We start from the raw sequence: 14,878 nt of genomic DNA on the forward strand, positions 1-14,878 counted from the left end.
GCTCCCCGCATGGCACCCAAGGATTTGTTATTGGCACTGGTGGTGATTGGTGTCTGGGGCATGAATTTCGTGGTGATCCTGGTGGGACTGGACGGCGTGCCGCCCATGCTGCTGGGAGCACTGCGCTTTACCCTGGTGGCGTTTCCCGCCGTTTTGCTGATCAGGCGGCCGCAGGTGCCCTGGCGTTGGTTAATTGCCTACGGCGGCACCATTTCGCTGGGCCAGTTTGCCTTTCTGTTTTACGCCATGGCTAACGGCATGCCGGCAGGGCTGGCCTCGCTGGTGCTGCAGTCCCAGGCCTTTTTCAGCCTGCTGTTCGCCGCCGTGCTGCTGGGGGAAAGAATTAAGCCGGTCAATCTGGCCGGCTTGCTGGTGGCGGCGGCCGGACTGGCGGTGATCGGCCGAGGCGGAGATGGCACCATGACCATGCTGGGGCTGGGATTGACCCTGGCGGCGTCGGCCATGTGGGCGCTGGGCAATATCGTGACCAAGAAGATAGGTCGGGTCGATCTTATCGGTCTTATCGTCTGGGGTAATCTGGTGCCGCCGCTGCCGTTTCTCGGTTTGTCGCTCTGGCTGGAAGGGCCGCAGCAGATAGGCGAGGCCTTGCGCCATATCGGCAGCCATACCCTGCTGGCGCTGGGGTATCTGGCTTTTGTGGCCACCTTGCTGGGCTACGGGCTCTGGAGTCGCCTGTTGCAGCGTTATCCCACCGGCATGGTCGCGCCATTTTCGTTGCTGGTGCCGGTGGTGGGTCTTAGCTCGGCCGCCCTGTTGCTGAATGAGCGACTCACCTCGGTCCAGTGGGTCGGTGCCCTGCTGGTGATGCTGGGCCTGGGGCTGAATGTGTTTGGCGTGCGCCTCTGGAAATTACTTTCATGTAAAGACAAAGGCTCGATACAAGGGTAAGATGGCGCCGCACACATTCCGGGTTTGATTAAAAAGAAAGCAGTTGTCAATGTCGCGCGGCTGGCTATACTGGGCGCCGTTTCCGGGATGGGTTCCCTGACCCCATTAATCAAAAAGGTGAAAAATGGTTATTTCTCCCGCCCAATATCGCACTGCCCTGCTCCGGCTGTCGCTGCTCCATATTGTCATCATTGCCGCCAGTAACTATCTGGTGCAGCTGCCCTTTACCCTGTTTGGCCTGCACACCACCTGGGGGGCAATCAGTTTTCCCTTCATTTATCTGGCCACGGATCTGACGGTACGTATCTTCGGTGCCGAGATGGCCCGGCGTATTATTTTTTACGTGATGCTGCCGGCGCTGGCCACGTCCTATGTACTGTCGGTGCTGTTTTTCGAGGCGCAATATCAGGGGCTGGAGTCGCTGTCGGAGTTCAACCTGTTCGTGGCCCGTATCGCCCTGGCCAGCTTCATGGCCTATGTGCTGGGGCAGATCATGGATGTGTCGGTGTTTAACCGGTTGCGGCAGATCAGGGCCTGGTGGGTAGCGCCGGTCTGCTCGACTATTTTCGGTAATCTGGTCGATACCCTGGTGTTCTTCAGCCTGGCCTTCTATCGTTCGCCGGACCCGTTCATGGCACAACACTGGGTCGAAATTGCCTGGGTGGATTACGGCGTCAAACTGGTGTTCAGCTTGGGCCTGTTTGTGCCCGCCTACGGCTTGCTGCTCAAATATCTGAGCCGCAAGGTGGTCGGCGAAGCAGGGGTGGAAGTCAGAGCCAGCTGCTAAAGTCGGGTCAGCGCGTCCATATCGAGGGCTTCGGCATAGGCGTTGAGGTCTTCTTCCGTGATCCCGCGACCACTGAGCTGGAGCAGGATGCGGTTGGCAATCAGCATCTGCAGTTCCCGGCTGTTACCCTCTTCTTTCACCATGGCGGTTTGCCCCTTGATGCGTTTCATTCTGTAGCCGCCCATGGCAGCCATGCTGGGATTGGTAAAGAGTACCGCCATGGTCTGCAGCAGGGGAGAATCCTTGGTGATGGATATGTCCAGGCTGGCCCCCTCTTTGTGGTAGCGGCGGGAGGCGTTGATACCGCCGCCAAAAAAAGCCGCCGATCCGGCCTGGGTGTCGACGTTTTCGGCCTGCCAGCCGGCGAGCGGTTCCGGGAACAGGGTACCGAGCTCACCGGCCTGGAGCTGGCGAAGCAAAGTGGCGACATAGTCGAATTGTGCCGCCGCCTGGGATAACTCACCGGCCTCATAGGCCCGGTTACCTTCGGTGATCGCCTGCCTGATGTCGGTATTGGTTTCGGCATCGTCGGCGAACAGTGCACCGGGCAGCAAGAGTCCCGCCCATAACCCTACCCATAAACATGGCTTGCTCATCGGCTTTCCTCCGGTTGCGATATTACTCATTGTAGTCAAGCTGGCAGCGGGGGAAGTCGGGGTGGGCATTAAAGAAAAGCGGAATAAAATGAAGAAATTTGTTTGCAATTATAAATGATAACGATTATCGTTAACTTGCTTTCGAAACATGACTTCCACTTTTTCAGAGGTAGGTGAAGCCAGCTTGCGAAGGCACGACATTGCTCACATTGCTCACATTGCTTCCAGAGTTTTAAGGCCGGCCTATGCCGGCCTTTTTTTTATTGTAAACAGCCTCTTACATTTCCAGTAGCCGTTTCACCAGTTTGCCGATGCCGGTATCGGCCTCGGTGATGCTCTGGGCCAGCATGTAGGCGGGAGTGGAGATCACCTTGTAGTGTTCATCCTCCACCACATCGGTCACCGCACAACCGATGTGTTCGCCGCCCATGGCAGTGAAGGATTGGGCCGCGGTGGTGTCGGTGCCGATGGTGCCCTTGACCCCGGCGGGATAGACCCGCGGCATCAGCATCGGCGCTATGCAGCAATAACCCGCGGGCTTGCGGGCGGCGGCGAAGGCCTTGCAGGCAAGCAGCACATCGAGATCGACCTGAGCGGCGTCACCCTTGAAGGCGAAATCGCACAGGTTTTTGGCGGCACCGAAACCGCCGGGCAGCAGCAGGGCGTCGAACTCGCCGGCATCGAGCTCAGACAGCGGTTTGATCTCGCCGCGGGCGATACGGGCCGACTCCTCCAGCACGTTGCGACTGCCGGGCTGTTCTGCACCGGTGAGGTGATTGATCACATGATGCTGGGGCTTGTCGGGGGCAAAGCACTGATAACTGGCCCCTTGCCTGGCCAGGTGCAGCAAACACAACACGGCCTCGTGAATTTCTGCTCCGTCATAGACGCCGCAGCCGCTTAAAATAACGGCAACTTTTTTCATGTGGCTCTCCTTGTTCGGCGGTAAAAATTTATGATGCAGCACCGGGTGATCTGTCAGAACTATGCTAGCATTTATTTCGCTCAACAATTACGCAGAACGTCGTTGCTGCCGATTTTCCACATTTTCAGATCCGCAAGCAAGATCCACTATTAATTTATAAGGTACTGATAAACAAGAAATTGTTGATTTAGCCGGGATCCTGGCTCGATCTCCTTTGCACAGAGTTATCCACAGGCTCCAGCAGGGGCCGCCGTGGTGTCGGCGGCCCGGCTGTGGCATGCTAGCGGCCAACGCATTAACGAGAAAGACGTCATGGTTGCCATTCCTGCCAAACCCCTGATCCTGGTCGATGGATCTTCCTATCTGTACCGCGCTTTTTTTGCTTCCCAGCAGGCGGATCTGCGCACCAGCGATGGTCGTCCCACCGGCGCGATTCGGGTGGTCACCAACATGCTGCGCAGCCTGCACAAGCAGTTTCCCGACTCACGGGTGACGGTGGTATTCGATGCCAAGGGCAAGACCTTCCGCGACGAGATCTATCCGGAGTACAAGGCGCAGCGGCCCTCGATGCCGGACGATCTGCGCAGTCAGGTCGAACCCATCCATGCCATCATCAGGGCCATGGGTCTGCCGTTGCTGATCGAGGATGGGGTAGAGGCGGATGACGTTATCGGCACCCTGGCCCGCCAGGCTACCGAACAGCAGCTGGACGTGGTGATCAGCACCGGCGACAAGGATATGGCCCAGCTGGTATCGGATCATGTGTTGCTGATGGACACCATGAAGAACAGTTTCATGGACAGAGACGGCGTGGTGGAGAAATTCGGCGTGCCGCCGGAGCTGATCGTGGATCTGCTGGCACTGGTCGGCGACAAGGTGGACAACATTCCGGGCATGCCCGGGGTGGGTGAAAAAACCGCGCTGGCGTTGCTGCAGGGGCTGGGGTCGATCGACGAGATCGCCGCCAACACCGACAAGGTCGCGGCCCTGGGCTTTCGCGGCTCCAAGACCTTCGCTGCCAAATTTGTCGAGCATGAGGACATGGTCAAGCTGTCACGCGTGCTGGCGACCATCAAGACCGATGTGGCACTGGAATGGGGCCCGGCGGATCTGCAGCAGAGCGCACCGGACACCGAGGCCCTGAAGGCACTCTACCGGGAATATGAATTCCGCAACCTGCTGGCAGAGTTGGAGCCGGATCAGAGTGACGAGCCTGCGCCAGAGCCGGCTCCGGCGATGGCCACCGATTATCAGACCATCGACACCGAGGCGCAGTTGAATGACTGGATCGGGCGGCTGAAGCAGGCGCCTTATTTCGCCTTCGATACCGAAACCACCAGCCTCAATTACCGGGATGCCCGGGTCGTGGGGGTGTCGTTTGCCATCGAGCCGGGTCAGGCCGCCTATGTGCCCTTCGGCCACGACTATCTGGATGCGCCCGAACAACTGAGTGAAGAAGTAGTGCTGGGGGCGCTCAAGCCGCTGCTGGAAGACGCAGGGCTCATCAAGCTGGGCCAGAATCTGAAGTACGATGCCAATGTACTGAAAAACCACGGTATCGAGCTGAAGGGGATCGGCATGGACACCATGCTGGAGTCGTATGTACTCAACTCGGTGCAGACCCGCCACGACATGGACAGTATGGCGGCGTTTTTCCTCAACCATAACACCATCTCGTTCGAGTCGATTGCCGGCAAGGGCGCCAAGCAACTGACCTTCAACCAGATACCGCTGGAGCAGGCGGCCCCCTATGCGGCGGAAGACGCCGACATTACCCTGCGGCTGCATCATCATCTGGCGGCACAGCTGGCGGCCGAGCCCGAGCTGCAGCAGGTGTTCGAGGAAATTGAAATGCCGCTGGTGCCGATACTGGCGCAGATGGAATACACCGGGGTGCGTATCGACAGCGGGCTGCTGGCCATTCAGAGCGACGAGATCGCCACCCGGCTGAAAGAGCTGGAGCTGGAAGCTCATGAACTGGCCGGCGAACCCTTCAACCTCGGTTCTCCCAAGCAGCTGGGCGAGATCCTGTTCAACAAGCTCGAACTGCCGGTGCTGAAGAAAACCCCCAAGGGCGCGCCGTCCACCGCCGAAGAAGTGCTGCAGGAGCTGGCTCTGGACTATCCGCTGCCCAAACTGCTGATGGAATATCGGGCGCTGAGCAAGCTCAAGTCCACCTATACCGACAAGTTGCCGCTGATGGTCAACGAACACAGCGGCCGCATTCACACCTCCTATCACCAGGCCAATACCGCCACCGGCCGGCTGTCGTCGTCGGATCCAAACCTGCAGAACATTCCCATCCGTACCCCGGAAGGGCGCCGCATTCGTCAGGCCTTCGTGGCCGCGCCCGGTTACAAGCTGGTGGCGGCGGATTACTCCCAGATTGAGCTGAGGATCATGGCGCACCTGTCTCAGGACAAGGGTCTGCTCGATGCCTTTGCCCGGGGGCTGGATATTCACAAGGCGACGGCCGCCGAGGTGTTCGGGGTGGCGCTGGATCAGGTCACCACCGAGCAGCGCCGCCGGGCCAAGGCCATCAACTTCGGCCTGATCTACGGCATGAGCGCCTTCGGCCTGTCGCGCCAGCTCGGCATTCCCCGCGCCGAATCCCAGGCCTACATGGATATCTACTTCGAGCGCTATCCGGGGGTGCTGCGCTACATGGAAGACACCCGTACCCTGGCCGCGGACAAGGGCTATGTGTCTACCCTGTTCGGTCGCCGGCTGTACCTGCCGGAAATCAACGCCAAGAACGGCGCTCGCCGCAAGGGGGCCGAACGGGCGGCCATCAACGCGCCCATGCAGGGTACCGCCGCCGATATCATCAAGAAGGCGATGATCAAGGTCGCCGGCTGGCTGGAGCAGCAAGCCGATGATGAGGTGCGCATGCTGATGCAGGTACACGATGAACTGGTGTTCGAAATCCGCGAAGACAAGGTAGCGGCCTTCAAGGAGCAGATCCGCACGCTGATGGAGCAGGCGGTCAGCCTGGATGTGCCCTTGCTGGTGGAGGCCGGTGAAGGGGACAACTGGGATCAGGCGCATTAACCATTGCGTGAGAGGTAAGACGTGAGGGGCAAGGTGTGAAGACCGCTCTCACACCTTGTCCCTCTCGGCTTCTGGCTGGTATTTGCCAGCCGGGGTCGCTATTATCGAGCGATTGTTAGTCGGGGAGCCGCCAGGCTGAGACGGTATCGATACCGGACCCGCTGTACCTGATCCAGTTAATGCTGGCGTAGGAAACTAACGGGCAAACGTCAGTTTGCCGGTGGTGCCTTCGCCCGGAGGACCATAAGGATATGACCAGTCACGACCGTTCAAGTAACACCCACTCACGTCACAAGCCGATAGTGCTCACCATCGCCGGATCCGACAGCGGTGGTGGCGCCGGCATTCAGGCCGACATCAAGGCCATTTCTGCCACCGGTGGCTATGCCTGCTCGGTGATCACCGCCCTTACCGCCCAGAATACCCGTGGCGTCAGCGCCGTTCATCCGGTGCCCCAGGAGATGATCCGGGCCCAGCTGGAGGCGGTGTTCGGCGATCTGCAGGTCACGGCGGTCAAGGTCGGCATGCTCGGCGACAGCGCCACCATCGGTACCGTGGCCGAGGTCTTGCGTCGTTATCGCCCGGCCCATCTGGTGGTGGATCCGGTGATGGTCAGCGCCAATGGCGACATGTTGCTGGCGGAGGATGCGGTGAACAGCCTGCGTCAGGAGCTGCTGCCGCTGGCCGATGTGATTACCCCCAATCTGCCGGAAGCGGCGGCGCTGATCGGCGCGCGCCTGCCCGCGACTCTGTCCGGGGTGGAATCGCTGTTCGAGGGGCTTGGCAACCTGGACTGTGCCGCCGTGCTGCTCAAGGGCGGCTTTCTGCAGCAGGAATCGCGCAGCCCGGACTGGCTGCTGAGCGGTGGCGAGGTGCGCTGCTTCGATACCCCCCGGGTGATCACGGCCAACACCCATGGCACCGGCTGTACCCTCTCGGCGGCGCTGGCCTGCTATCTGGGTCAGGGGCTGGCACTGGAGATGGCGGTGTCCACCGCCAAGCATTATATCGACAAGGCCATTCTGGCGGGCAGCAACCTGCGTATCGGCCAGGGGCGGGGGCCGGTGGAGCATTTTTTCGCGCGCTGAGTCGTGCTCGGAAACGGATTGGCACCCAGAGCCGATGAATCCGGCTCTGCTTGCGTTTTAACGGTGCGACTTGTAGTATCGGCTGCTATAAAAATTCAAAAATAATAGATTAACCGATTGAAAGTTAATCAAATTACTTCCTTACTATAGCCTGCTACCGTGCTGTTTCTCCCCCCTTTTTTAGCTCATTCTGTTGCCTGAACAGGCATAGAAAGGAGGCGTTTTCCTATGCTTGTTGCTGTGATAGCCGGTTTTGTTCTGGCGATGCTGGTGCCTCGTCTCATGCCCTTGCTGGGCGACAGGATCGGTTGGTGCCTGGCTATTTTGCCGGCGACCCTGTTCGGATATTTCCTGGGGTTCTGGCCTGCGGTCACCGGCGGTCAGACCGTGCTGCACCACTACGACTGGATCCCCAGTCTGGGTATCAATCTCAATTTCATGCTCGACGGTCTCAGCCTGATGTTTGCGCTGCTGATCACCGGCATCGGCACCTTTATCTTCATTTACGCCGGCCGCTATCTGCAGGGCCACAAAGACATTCACAAGTTGCTGATGTATCTGCTGGCGTTCATGGGCGCCATGCTGGGACTGGTGCTGTCCAGCAACCTGATTTCGCTGTTTGTGTTCTGGGAGCTGACCAGCTTCACCTCCTATCTGCTGATTGGCTTCAACCACGAGCAGGAAAAGGCGCGCAAGGCGGCACTGCAGGGATTCTTTATCACGGCCGGTGGCGGTCTGGCGCTGATGGCCGGACTGATACTGCTGGGCCATCTCGGTGGCAGTTTCGAGTTGCACGAGCTGCTGACCCAGGGTACGGACGTACAGCAGCAGCCGCTGTTTCTGGCGATGATGGTGCTTATTCTGCTGGGTACCTTTACCAAGTCGGCCCAGACCCCCTTTCACTTCTGGCTGCCCAATGCTATGGCGGCGCCGACCCCGGTCAGCGCCTATCTGCATTCGGCCACCATGGTCAAGGCCGGGGTCTATCTGATGGCCCGGCTGCAGCCGATGATGGCCGGCAACGAGGCCTGGATGCTGACGCTGTCGCTGTTTGGCGGCGTAACCATGACGGTCGGCGCCCTGATGGCGGTATGCAGCACCGATCTCAAGCGTATTCTCGCCTTTTCTACCGTCATGGCGCTGGGCACCCTGACCATGCTGATCGGCATCGGCACCCCTCATGCGCTGGAGGCGGCCATGGTGTTTCTGCTGGCGCACGCGCTCTACAAGGGGGCGCTGTTCATGGCGGCGGGTACCCTGGATCATGAAACCGGCACCAAGGATGTGCGCGAGCTGAGCGGTCTGCGCAGCGCCATGCCCCAGACCGCCTTGTTTATCACCCTGCGGCGCTGTCGCTGGCCGGTATTCCGCCGCTGTTCGGTTTTATCGCCAAGGAGCTGATGTTCGAATCGGCGCTGGGAGCGACCTGGCTGGCTCCTTTGCTGACGGCGCTGTCGGTGATCACCGCCATCGGTATCGTGGCCGCCGCGGCGCTGGTGGCGATAAAGCCCTTCTATGGCACCCTGAAGCCCACGCCCAAAACGCCCCACGAAGCACCGCTGTCGATGCGGCTGGGCTTTTCGGTGCTGGCCTCGCTTGGCCTGCTGCTGGGGATCCTGCCCGGTCTGGCAGAGCCTTTGCTGCAGGCGGCCGTCACCGCCATCGCCGGTGCACCGGCGGCGGAACTGGATCTGGCGCTGTGGCACGGTCTTAACCTGCCCTTGTTGCTCAGCGCCCTGGCACTGGTGGGGGGCGGTTTGCTGTACCGTTACTGGGAGCGGTTGCGCAATCCCCTGGCCACCGCCATGCACCCGCTGGCCTACGGCCCCGAGCGCGGCTATGAACGGATGATGGATGGCCTGGTGTGGCTGGCCCGTGGCCAGACCCGGGTGCTGCAGAACGGCTACATGACCAACTATATTCTGACCATACTGGTGACCATCATCGCCTTGCTGGCCTACGCCTTCTGGTCGGAAGATGCCTTTGTCTATTCGCTGTCGTTCGAGGGCGTACATTTCTACGAGGTGGTGATCAGCCTGCTGATGCTGGTGGCGGTGGTCTATGCCAGTGCCACTCATTTGCGACTGGGAGCGGTGGCGGCGATAGGGGTGCTGGGCTTCGCCATGGCGATGATTTACGTCTTCTTCAGTGCGCCGGATCTGGCCATTACCCAGGTATTGATCGAGACCCTGACCGTGATCCTGCTGGTGCTGGTGCTGTTCCGTCTGCCCGGCTTTCAGGATCTGTCGAGCCCGTTGGTGCGCCTGCGTGATGCCACCGTGGCCGGGGCCTTCGGGGTGCTGGTTACCATGATGGTGCTCACCGTGAACCAGTCTTCTCTGCCGGGCGAGGGCATTACCGCCTATCTGGTGGAAAACAGCTACACGGTGGCCCACGGGCGCAACATCGTCAACGTCATTCTGGTCGATTTCAGGGCCCTGGATACCCTGGGTGAAATTTTTGTACTGGCACTGGCGGCGATCGGCGTCAATGCCATGATCCGTTTCCGCTGGGAGACCCAGAAATGAGATCCGATACTTCCATTATCCTGCAGACCGCGACCCGTCTGCTGGTACCGCTGCTGCTGTTGTCGTCCATCTTTCTGCTGTTGCGCGGTCATAACGAACCCGGGGGCGGCTTTATCGCCGGCCTGGTGGCGTCCAGTGCCTTTGCCCTGCATCTGTTTGCCTTCGATGCCAGCAGCACCAAGAAGCTGATGAAGGTGGAAAGCCAGCTGCTGATGGGTGTCGGCCTGTTGCTGGCGCTATTGAGCGGCCTGCTGGGCATGCTGTTGCATGGCCAGCCTTTTCTGACCAGCCAGTGGTGGACCCTCTATGTACCAGGCATCGGTGAACTCAGTCTGAGTACCCCGCTGCTGTTCGATATCGGTGTTTATCTGGTGGTGATCGGGGTGGTGTCGACCATCATGCTGTCGCTGGACAAGGTGGAGGAATAAATGGAAAACCTGTTTGCTTTCGTGATCGGTGGTCTCTATGCCACCTCGCTGTTCATGATGCTCAGGCGCAGCATCGTCAAACTGGTGATCGGGCTGATGATCCTGTCCAACGCCGCCAACCTGCTGATCCTGACCGGGGGCGGGCTGGTACGGGGCGCGCCGCCCCTGATCCCGGAAGGTCTCTATCATCCGGTCGGGGTCACCGCCGATCCCCTGCCTCAGGCGCTGATCCTGACGGCCATCGTCATCAGCTTCGGGGTATTGGCATTCGCCGTGGTGCTGATCCATCGAGCCTATGAAGTCATCGGTGCCGATGACATGAACGAAATGAAGAGCACAGACTCGTGAACATAGCCGTTATCTTACCCATTTTTATCCCCATGCTGGCCGGCGCCCTGACGCTCACCTGCTGGCGCTGGCGGCTGGTGCAGCGCTGGATTTCGGTGTTTTCCGGCAGTGGTCTGCTGCTGGCATCCATCTATCTGTTCAGCCAGGTACGCCAACAGGGCATTCTGGTCGCCTATATCGGTAACTGGCCGGCGCCGTACGGTATTACGCTGGTGGCCGATCTGCTCAGTGCCATCATGGTGGTGGTGACCGGGGTCATCGGACTAGCGGTGGCGGTCTACTCGCTGGCCACCATGAGCCGCAGCCACGAGGCCTTCGGGTATTATCCGCTGCTGCACCTGATGCTGGCCGGCGTGGTCGGGGCCTTTCTCACCGGCGATATCTTCAACCTCTATGTGTGGTTCGAAATCATGCTGGTGGCTTCCTTCGGGCTGCTGATCCTGGGGGGAGAGCGGGCGCAGATGGAAGGGGCGCTCAAGTACGTGACGCTCAACCTGCTGTCGTCGGCGCTGTTCCTGACCGCGGTGGGCCTGCTTTATGGCTATGCCGGCACCCTGAACATGGCGGATCTGGCATTGAAGCTGGGTAATGGCGAGCAACCGGGGCTGGTGACGGTGATCGCCATGCTGTTTCTGGTGGCCTTCGGCATCAAGGCGGCGGCCTTTCCGCTGTTCTTCTGGCTGCCAGCCTCCTACCATACGCCACCGGTGGCCATATCGGCGGTGTTCGCCGGCCTGCTGACCAAGGTGGGGGTCTATGCGCTGTATCGGGTGTTCAGCCTGATCTTCGTGCAGGACGTCGGCCTGACTCACCATACCATCCTGATGGGCATGGGGGTGTTCACCATGCTGACCGGGGTGCTGGGGGCGGCGGCCCAGTTCGAAGTGCGCCGTATCCTCTCTTTCCATATCGTCAGCCAGATTGGCTACATGCTGGTGGGGCTGGCGCTGTTTACGCCGCTGGCCATTGCCGGTGGCGTCTTCTACATCTTTCATCACATCATCGTGAAGACCAACCTGTTTCTGATCAGCGGCATCATGTACCGCTATCATGGTAGCTATGAGCTGGCCCGGCTGGGCGGTCTGTACCGATCTGCGCCCTGGCTGGCGCTGCTGTTTCTGATCCCGGCCATGTCACTGGCCGGTCTGCCGCCGTTGTCGGGCTTTTTCGCCAAGTACACGGTGATCAAGGCCGGTTTGCAGGCCGAATCCTGGCTGATGGTGACCATCGCCCTGATCGTGGGTCTGCTGACCCTGTACTCCATGGTCAAAATCTGGGCCGAAGCCTTCTGGAAGCCCTTGCCGGAAGAAGCCAAAGCCCTGCGTGGAGCCGAGGATCCGAACCGCTATGTGCTGTACCTGCCGGTGCTGTGCCTGGCGCTGACCACCCTGGCCATCGGCTTTGGTGCCGAGTGGTTTGTACAGCTGGCGCTGGCGACGGCGGATCAGCTGCTGTCACCGGCCGGTTATATCGAAGCGGTACTGGGAGCAAGCCGATGAGAGCCTTTGGTTGGAATATGCTGCTGGCCCTGGTCTGGGTCATACTGTCCGGCACCTATACCATAGGTAACCTGGTGGCCGGCATGATACTGAGTTATCTGGTGCTGGCCTATGTGGCGCGAGACAAACCCATGTTTGCCCGCTACTTCGGCAAACTGCCCAGAATAATCAGTTTTATTCTGTTTTTTATCTGGGATCTGATCAAGGCCAACGCCCGGGTGGCCTACGATGTGATCACGCCGACGCATCTGATGCGGCCCGGGGTGATCGCCATTCCGCTGGATCTCAAGGATGACGCCGGTATCACCATGTTTGCCAATCTGATCACCGCCACCCCGGGGTCGCTGGCACTGGATGTGTCCAGCGACCGCAAGGTGCTGTATGTACATCTGATGTATCTGGATAACGAGGCCCGCCAGCTGGCGGAATTCAAGGCCCTGGAGGCCCGTGTGCTGGACTTGTTGGGATAAGCCGATGTTTGATGTTGCTGTAACCTTATCGTTTGTTTTTTTGAGTCTGGGGCTGGTGCTGGCGGCGGTGCGGCTGCTGCGTGGCCCGACCCTGCCGGATCGGGTGGTGGCGCTGGAAGTGATCGCCTCGATGACGGTGGGCTTTATTCTGCTCTACAGTGTGGCCTACGACAGCCCGCAGTTTATCGACGTGGCCATCGTCATGGCGCTGACCTCCTTCATGGCGGCGGTGGGCTTTGCCCGCTATCTGGAACGGGGAGGCCAACGCGATGATGACTGAAATCATTACCAGCCTGCTGATGCTGCTCGGCTCCCTGCTGATGCTGCTGTCCGGCATCGGCATTATCCGCATGCCCGATCTGCTGACCCGGATGCATGCCACCAGCAAGGCCGGTGCCCTGGGCGCCGGTCTGATGGCCTGCGGGGTGGCGGTGTTTTATGCCCATGACACCAGTGTGGTGGTGCGCGCCCTGGCGGTGGTGGTGTTCGTGATAGTGACGGCGCCGGTGGCGGCCCATGTGCTGGCCCGGGCCGGTTACTTTGTGGGGATCAAGCTGTGGGAAGGGACGGTCAAGGACGTCATCAAGGAACGCTACGATCTCAAGACGCACCGGCTGGGCAGCTCGCCCCGCAAGCGGGAAGAAGACTGACACCGGCGGCAAGTCGCCTAGGCTGACGGCTGACGGCTCAGCTGCCAGATGGCTTTTATCTGCTCGGGCAGCTGGATGGGATCGAAGGGTTTGGCAATCACATCCAGCGCCCCCATCGCCTTGTAGGCGGCTATTTCCTGCGGCTGTATTTTGGCCGTCATGAACGCCACCGGCGTCTGGGCCCACTCGGGTTGCTGGCGCAGGGCGGTCAGGGTCGAGGGGCCATCCATGCCCGGCATCATCACATCCAGCAGGATCAGATCCGGCTGAAAGGCACCGATCTGCTCGAGCGCCTGCTCGCCAGAATCGCACAGCAGCACCGTGAAACCGCCGACCATTTCCAGCGACAGCTGGGCTATCTCGCGAATGTCTTCATCGTCTTCCACATAGAGGATGCGTTCAGGGGTGGTCTTGTTCATGGTGACATCCTTGTTGAGTTGGTGATGCCGGCGGCATTTCGGCCAGCCATTTTTCGGGTTCCAGTCCCGCCTGGCGCAGCATGCGCAAGGCCTCGGGACCCTGCAATCGGGATGAGACTCTGAGTGCGGCGAGGTGCATGATCAGCAGGGAGCGTTTGGTGGTGTGGGTGGGCGCTACATGTATGGCGCCGACCAGCTCGCGCACCGATAGCGGCAGTCCCCACTGCTGTTTGAGCCGGTTGCCATAGGCCGGCCCCCATTGCGAGAGCTGCGGTGCTATATCACCTTCGTCCAGGGTACCGCCCTGGGTGATGAAATCCTGCAGCGTACGTAGTACCGCCAGCTCTCCGATCCGGCTCAGCAGACCGGCAGTATAGCAGCTCAGACCGTCCAGACCGAGGCTCAGGGCCATGGCCCGGGCGATGGACGCGACCTGCTCGGCGGTGGTCATATACTGGCGGGCCCGCTCAATCAGACGTTCGTCGTGCAGGGTGCCGGTGATATCGAGGGCCAGCGCCATGGCGCAGCGCAGCGACATGTCCACCCCCAGGGCGGTGATGGCCTCATCCAGCCGCGAAACCGGTTTGCCGCTGCGCCTCAGTGATGCGCTGTTGGCCAGATGCAGCAGTCTGGCGGTCAGTGTCGTTTCGTTTTTCCACAGTGGTACCAGATCCTTTGCCGCCAGCTCGCTGCTTTTGGTCAGCAATGGCAATATGGCATTCGGATCCAGACTGCTCGGCAGGCGGAGTGGCTCTGTCTGCGTACGGTCAAACCAGGCTTCCAGCAGGGGGACAGAGGCCGGCGGTTCGTCGGCGTCATTGGCGGCCAGCAGCGGCAACAGCCGTTGCTGCAGCGTGGGCACATCGAAGGGTTTGGCGATAAAGTCGCTGATACCATGACGCACCGCCATCGTCACGCTCTCCCGGTCGGAGTTGGCGCTGATGACGACGATGGGGACGAGGCTACCGGTGCCGCGAATAAATTTAATCAGCTCCAGTCCGCAGCCGTCCGGCAGATTCCAGTCACAGAGAACCAGTTGAACCGGTTGTTTGGTCCAGGCAGCCCTGCCTCCGCTACATTGAATGTCAGGAGGATCCGGACGCCGGGCGTCGAACCCTGCAGCACGGTCTGGATTAATTCGGCGGTTAACAGATCGTCCTCCAAGAGCAGCACATCCATG

The 14,878-nt window shown here is 60.1% G+C and carries 17 protein-coding genes and 1 riboswitch; of the genes, 12 read left to right on the top strand and 5 right to left on the bottom strand.

Features of this window, described 5'->3' with window-relative positions; genetic code table 11:
- The first annotated feature begins 9 nt into the window (after positions 1 to 9).
- The gene (locus BFR47_RS00685) at positions 10 to 909 is read left to right on the top strand and encodes an EamA family transporter (RefSeq protein ID WP_071471280.1); all 900 of its coding nucleotides are present in this window, start codon (positions 10 to 12) and stop codon (positions 907 to 909) included.
- A gap of 124 nt (positions 910 to 1,033) precedes the next feature.
- Positions 1,034 to 1,696 (top strand): 7-cyano-7-deazaguanine/7-aminomethyl-7-deazaguanine transporter, encoded by a 663-nt coding sequence (locus BFR47_RS00690; protein ID WP_071471281.1) that lies wholly within the window; start codon positions 1,034 to 1,036, stop codon positions 1,694 to 1,696.
- Here the strand turns inward: BFR47_RS00690 and BFR47_RS00695 are convergent.
- Both BFR47_RS00695 and elbB read right to left on the bottom strand, forming a co-directional pair.
- Positions 1,693 to 2,292 (bottom strand): hypothetical protein, encoded by a 600-nt coding sequence (locus tag BFR47_RS00695; protein ID WP_139215064.1) that lies wholly within the window; start codon positions 2,290 to 2,292, stop codon positions 1,693 to 1,695. The two genes, BFR47_RS00690 and BFR47_RS00695, sit on opposite strands and share 4 nt — an antisense overlap.
- A gap of 277 nt (positions 2,293 to 2,569) precedes the next feature.
- Entirely contained in the window at positions 2,570 to 3,217 is a 648-nt protein-coding gene (elbB, locus tag BFR47_RS00700; RefSeq protein ID WP_071471283.1) for an isoprenoid biosynthesis glyoxalase ElbB, read from the bottom strand.
- A 312-nt stretch (positions 3,218 to 3,529) separates the two neighbouring features.
- Here elbB and polA point away from each other — a divergent pair, with 312 nt between their 5' ends.
- From polA to mnhG, 10 genes are all read left to right on the top strand, one after another.
- Positions 3,530 to 6,268, top strand: a complete 2,739-nt coding sequence (polA, locus tag BFR47_RS00705; RefSeq protein ID WP_071471331.1) for a DNA polymerase I — start codon at positions 3,530 to 3,532, stop codon at positions 6,266 to 6,268.
- A 110-nt stretch (positions 6,269 to 6,378) separates the two neighbouring features.
- Positions 6,379 to 6,479: riboswitch (TPP riboswitch) on the top strand.
- 40 nt (positions 6,480 to 6,519) lie between these two features.
- Positions 6,520 to 7,356: a bifunctional hydroxymethylpyrimidine kinase/phosphomethylpyrimidine kinase gene (gene thiD, locus BFR47_RS00710; RefSeq protein WP_071471284.1), complete on the top strand. Its 837-nt coding sequence runs from the start codon at positions 6,520 to 6,522 to the stop codon at positions 7,354 to 7,356.
- A gap of 228 nt (positions 7,357 to 7,584) precedes the next feature.
- The gene (locus tag BFR47_RS18375; RefSeq protein WP_245748731.1) at positions 7,585 to 8,757 is read left to right on the top strand and encodes a proton-conducting transporter transmembrane domain-containing protein; all 1,173 of its coding nucleotides are present in this window, start codon (positions 7,585 to 7,587) and stop codon (positions 8,755 to 8,757) included.
- Positions 8,757 to 9,884: a hydrogen gas-evolving membrane-bound hydrogenase subunit E gene (mbhE, locus tag BFR47_RS18380; RefSeq protein WP_245748732.1), complete on the top strand. Its 1,128-nt coding sequence runs from the start codon at positions 8,757 to 8,759 to the stop codon at positions 9,882 to 9,884. Before BFR47_RS18375 ends, mbhE begins: the two co-directional genes overlap by 1 nt.
- Positions 9,881 to 10,312, top strand: a complete 432-nt coding sequence (locus BFR47_RS00720) for a Na+/H+ antiporter subunit B (protein WP_071471285.1) — start codon at positions 9,881 to 9,883, stop codon at positions 10,310 to 10,312. The genes mbhE and BFR47_RS00720 overlap by 4 nt, the downstream gene beginning before the upstream one ends.
- Positions 10,313 to 10,660 (top strand): Na+/H+ antiporter subunit C, encoded by a 348-nt coding sequence (locus tag BFR47_RS00725; RefSeq protein WP_071471286.1) that lies wholly within the window; start codon positions 10,313 to 10,315, stop codon positions 10,658 to 10,660.
- Positions 10,657 to 12,159, top strand: a complete 1,503-nt coding sequence (locus BFR47_RS00730) for a Na+/H+ antiporter subunit D (RefSeq protein ID WP_175514038.1) — start codon at positions 10,657 to 10,659, stop codon at positions 12,157 to 12,159. Before BFR47_RS00725 ends, BFR47_RS00730 begins: the two co-directional genes overlap by 4 nt.
- Positions 12,156 to 12,629 (top strand): Na+/H+ antiporter subunit E, encoded by a 474-nt coding sequence (locus BFR47_RS00735; protein ID WP_071471287.1) that lies wholly within the window; start codon positions 12,156 to 12,158, stop codon positions 12,627 to 12,629. Before BFR47_RS00730 ends, BFR47_RS00735 begins: the two co-directional genes overlap by 4 nt.
- Before the next feature lie 4 nt (positions 12,630 to 12,633).
- On the top strand, positions 12,634 to 12,909 hold the full coding sequence (locus BFR47_RS00740; protein WP_071471288.1) for an MrpF/PhaF family protein: 276 nt from the start codon (positions 12,634 to 12,636) through the stop codon (positions 12,907 to 12,909).
- Positions 12,899 to 13,279 carry a monovalent cation/H(+) antiporter subunit G gene (mnhG, locus tag BFR47_RS00745; protein ID WP_217645418.1) on the top strand — a complete coding sequence of 127 codons (381 nt, stop codon included), beginning with the start codon at positions 12,899 to 12,901 and terminating at the stop codon, positions 13,277 to 13,279. The genes BFR47_RS00740 and mnhG overlap by 11 nt, the downstream gene beginning before the upstream one ends.
- A 17-nt stretch (positions 13,280 to 13,296) precedes the next feature.
- On the opposite strand, the gene BFR47_RS00750 is transcribed toward mnhG, so the two are convergent.
- From BFR47_RS00750 to BFR47_RS18385, 3 genes are read right to left on the bottom strand one after another with little or no spacing between them, the layout of a single operon-like run.
- On the bottom strand, positions 13,297 to 13,698 hold the full coding sequence (locus BFR47_RS00750; RefSeq protein ID WP_071471289.1) for a response regulator: 402 nt from the start codon (positions 13,696 to 13,698) through the stop codon (positions 13,297 to 13,299).
- Positions 13,679 to 14,734, bottom strand: coding sequence for an HDOD domain-containing protein (locus BFR47_RS00755; RefSeq protein ID WP_342713608.1), 1,056 nt, complete (start codon positions 14,732 to 14,734; stop codon positions 13,679 to 13,681). The genes BFR47_RS00750 and BFR47_RS00755 overlap by 20 nt, the downstream gene beginning before the upstream one ends.
- The gene (locus BFR47_RS18385) at positions 14,686 to 14,877 is read right to left on the bottom strand and encodes a hypothetical protein (protein WP_071471291.1); all 192 of its coding nucleotides are present in this window, start codon (positions 14,875 to 14,877) and stop codon (positions 14,686 to 14,688) included. The genes BFR47_RS00755 and BFR47_RS18385 overlap by 49 nt, the downstream gene beginning before the upstream one ends.
- Position 14,878 lies beyond the last annotated feature (1 nt).

The sequence above is a fragment of the Oceanisphaera psychrotolerans genome, from assembly GCF_001870485.1.
Classification (GTDB): Bacteria; Pseudomonadota; Gammaproteobacteria; order Enterobacterales; family Aeromonadaceae; genus Oceanimonas; species Oceanimonas psychrotolerans.

Bases quoted from the DNA above. Each gene is read 5' to 3' on its own strand.
- BFR47_RS00685 (WP_071471280.1), top strand. From the start codon at position 10: ATGGCACCCAAGGATTTGTTATTGGCACTGGTGGTGATTGGTGTCTGG.
- BFR47_RS00690 (WP_071471281.1), top strand. From the start codon at position 1,034: ATGGTTATTTCTCCCGCCCAATATCGCACTGCCCTGCTCCGGCTGTCG.
- BFR47_RS00695 (WP_139215064.1), bottom strand. From the start codon at position 2,292: ATGAGCAAGCCATGTTTATGGGTAGGGTTATGGGCGGGACTCTTGCTG.
- elbB (WP_071471283.1), bottom strand. From the start codon at position 3,217: ATGAAAAAAGTTGCCGTTATTTTAAGCGGCTGCGGCGTCTATGACGGA.
- polA (WP_071471331.1), top strand. From the start codon at position 3,530: ATGGTTGCCATTCCTGCCAAACCCCTGATCCTGGTCGATGGATCTTCC.
- thiD (WP_071471284.1), top strand. From the start codon at position 6,520: ATGACCAGTCACGACCGTTCAAGTAACACCCACTCACGTCACAAGCCG.
- BFR47_RS18375 (WP_245748731.1), top strand. From the start codon at position 7,585: ATGCTTGTTGCTGTGATAGCCGGTTTTGTTCTGGCGATGCTGGTGCCT.
- mbhE (WP_245748732.1), top strand. From the start codon at position 8,757: ATGTTCGAATCGGCGCTGGGAGCGACCTGGCTGGCTCCTTTGCTGACG.
- BFR47_RS00720 (WP_071471285.1), top strand. From the start codon at position 9,881: ATGAGATCCGATACTTCCATTATCCTGCAGACCGCGACCCGTCTGCTG.
- BFR47_RS00725 (WP_071471286.1), top strand. From the start codon at position 10,313: ATGGAAAACCTGTTTGCTTTCGTGATCGGTGGTCTCTATGCCACCTCG.
- BFR47_RS00735 (WP_071471287.1), top strand. From the start codon at position 12,156: ATGAGAGCCTTTGGTTGGAATATGCTGCTGGCCCTGGTCTGGGTCATA.
- BFR47_RS00740 (WP_071471288.1), top strand. From the start codon at position 12,634: ATGTTTGATGTTGCTGTAACCTTATCGTTTGTTTTTTTGAGTCTGGGG.
- mnhG (WP_217645418.1), top strand. From the start codon at position 12,899: ATGATGACTGAAATCATTACCAGCCTGCTGATGCTGCTCGGCTCCCTG.
- BFR47_RS00750 (WP_071471289.1), bottom strand. From the start codon at position 13,698: ATGAACAAGACCACCCCTGAACGCATCCTCTATGTGGAAGACGATGAA.
- BFR47_RS18385 (WP_071471291.1), bottom strand. From the start codon at position 14,877: ATGGATGTGCTGCTCTTGGAGGACGATCTGTTAACCGCCGAATTAATC.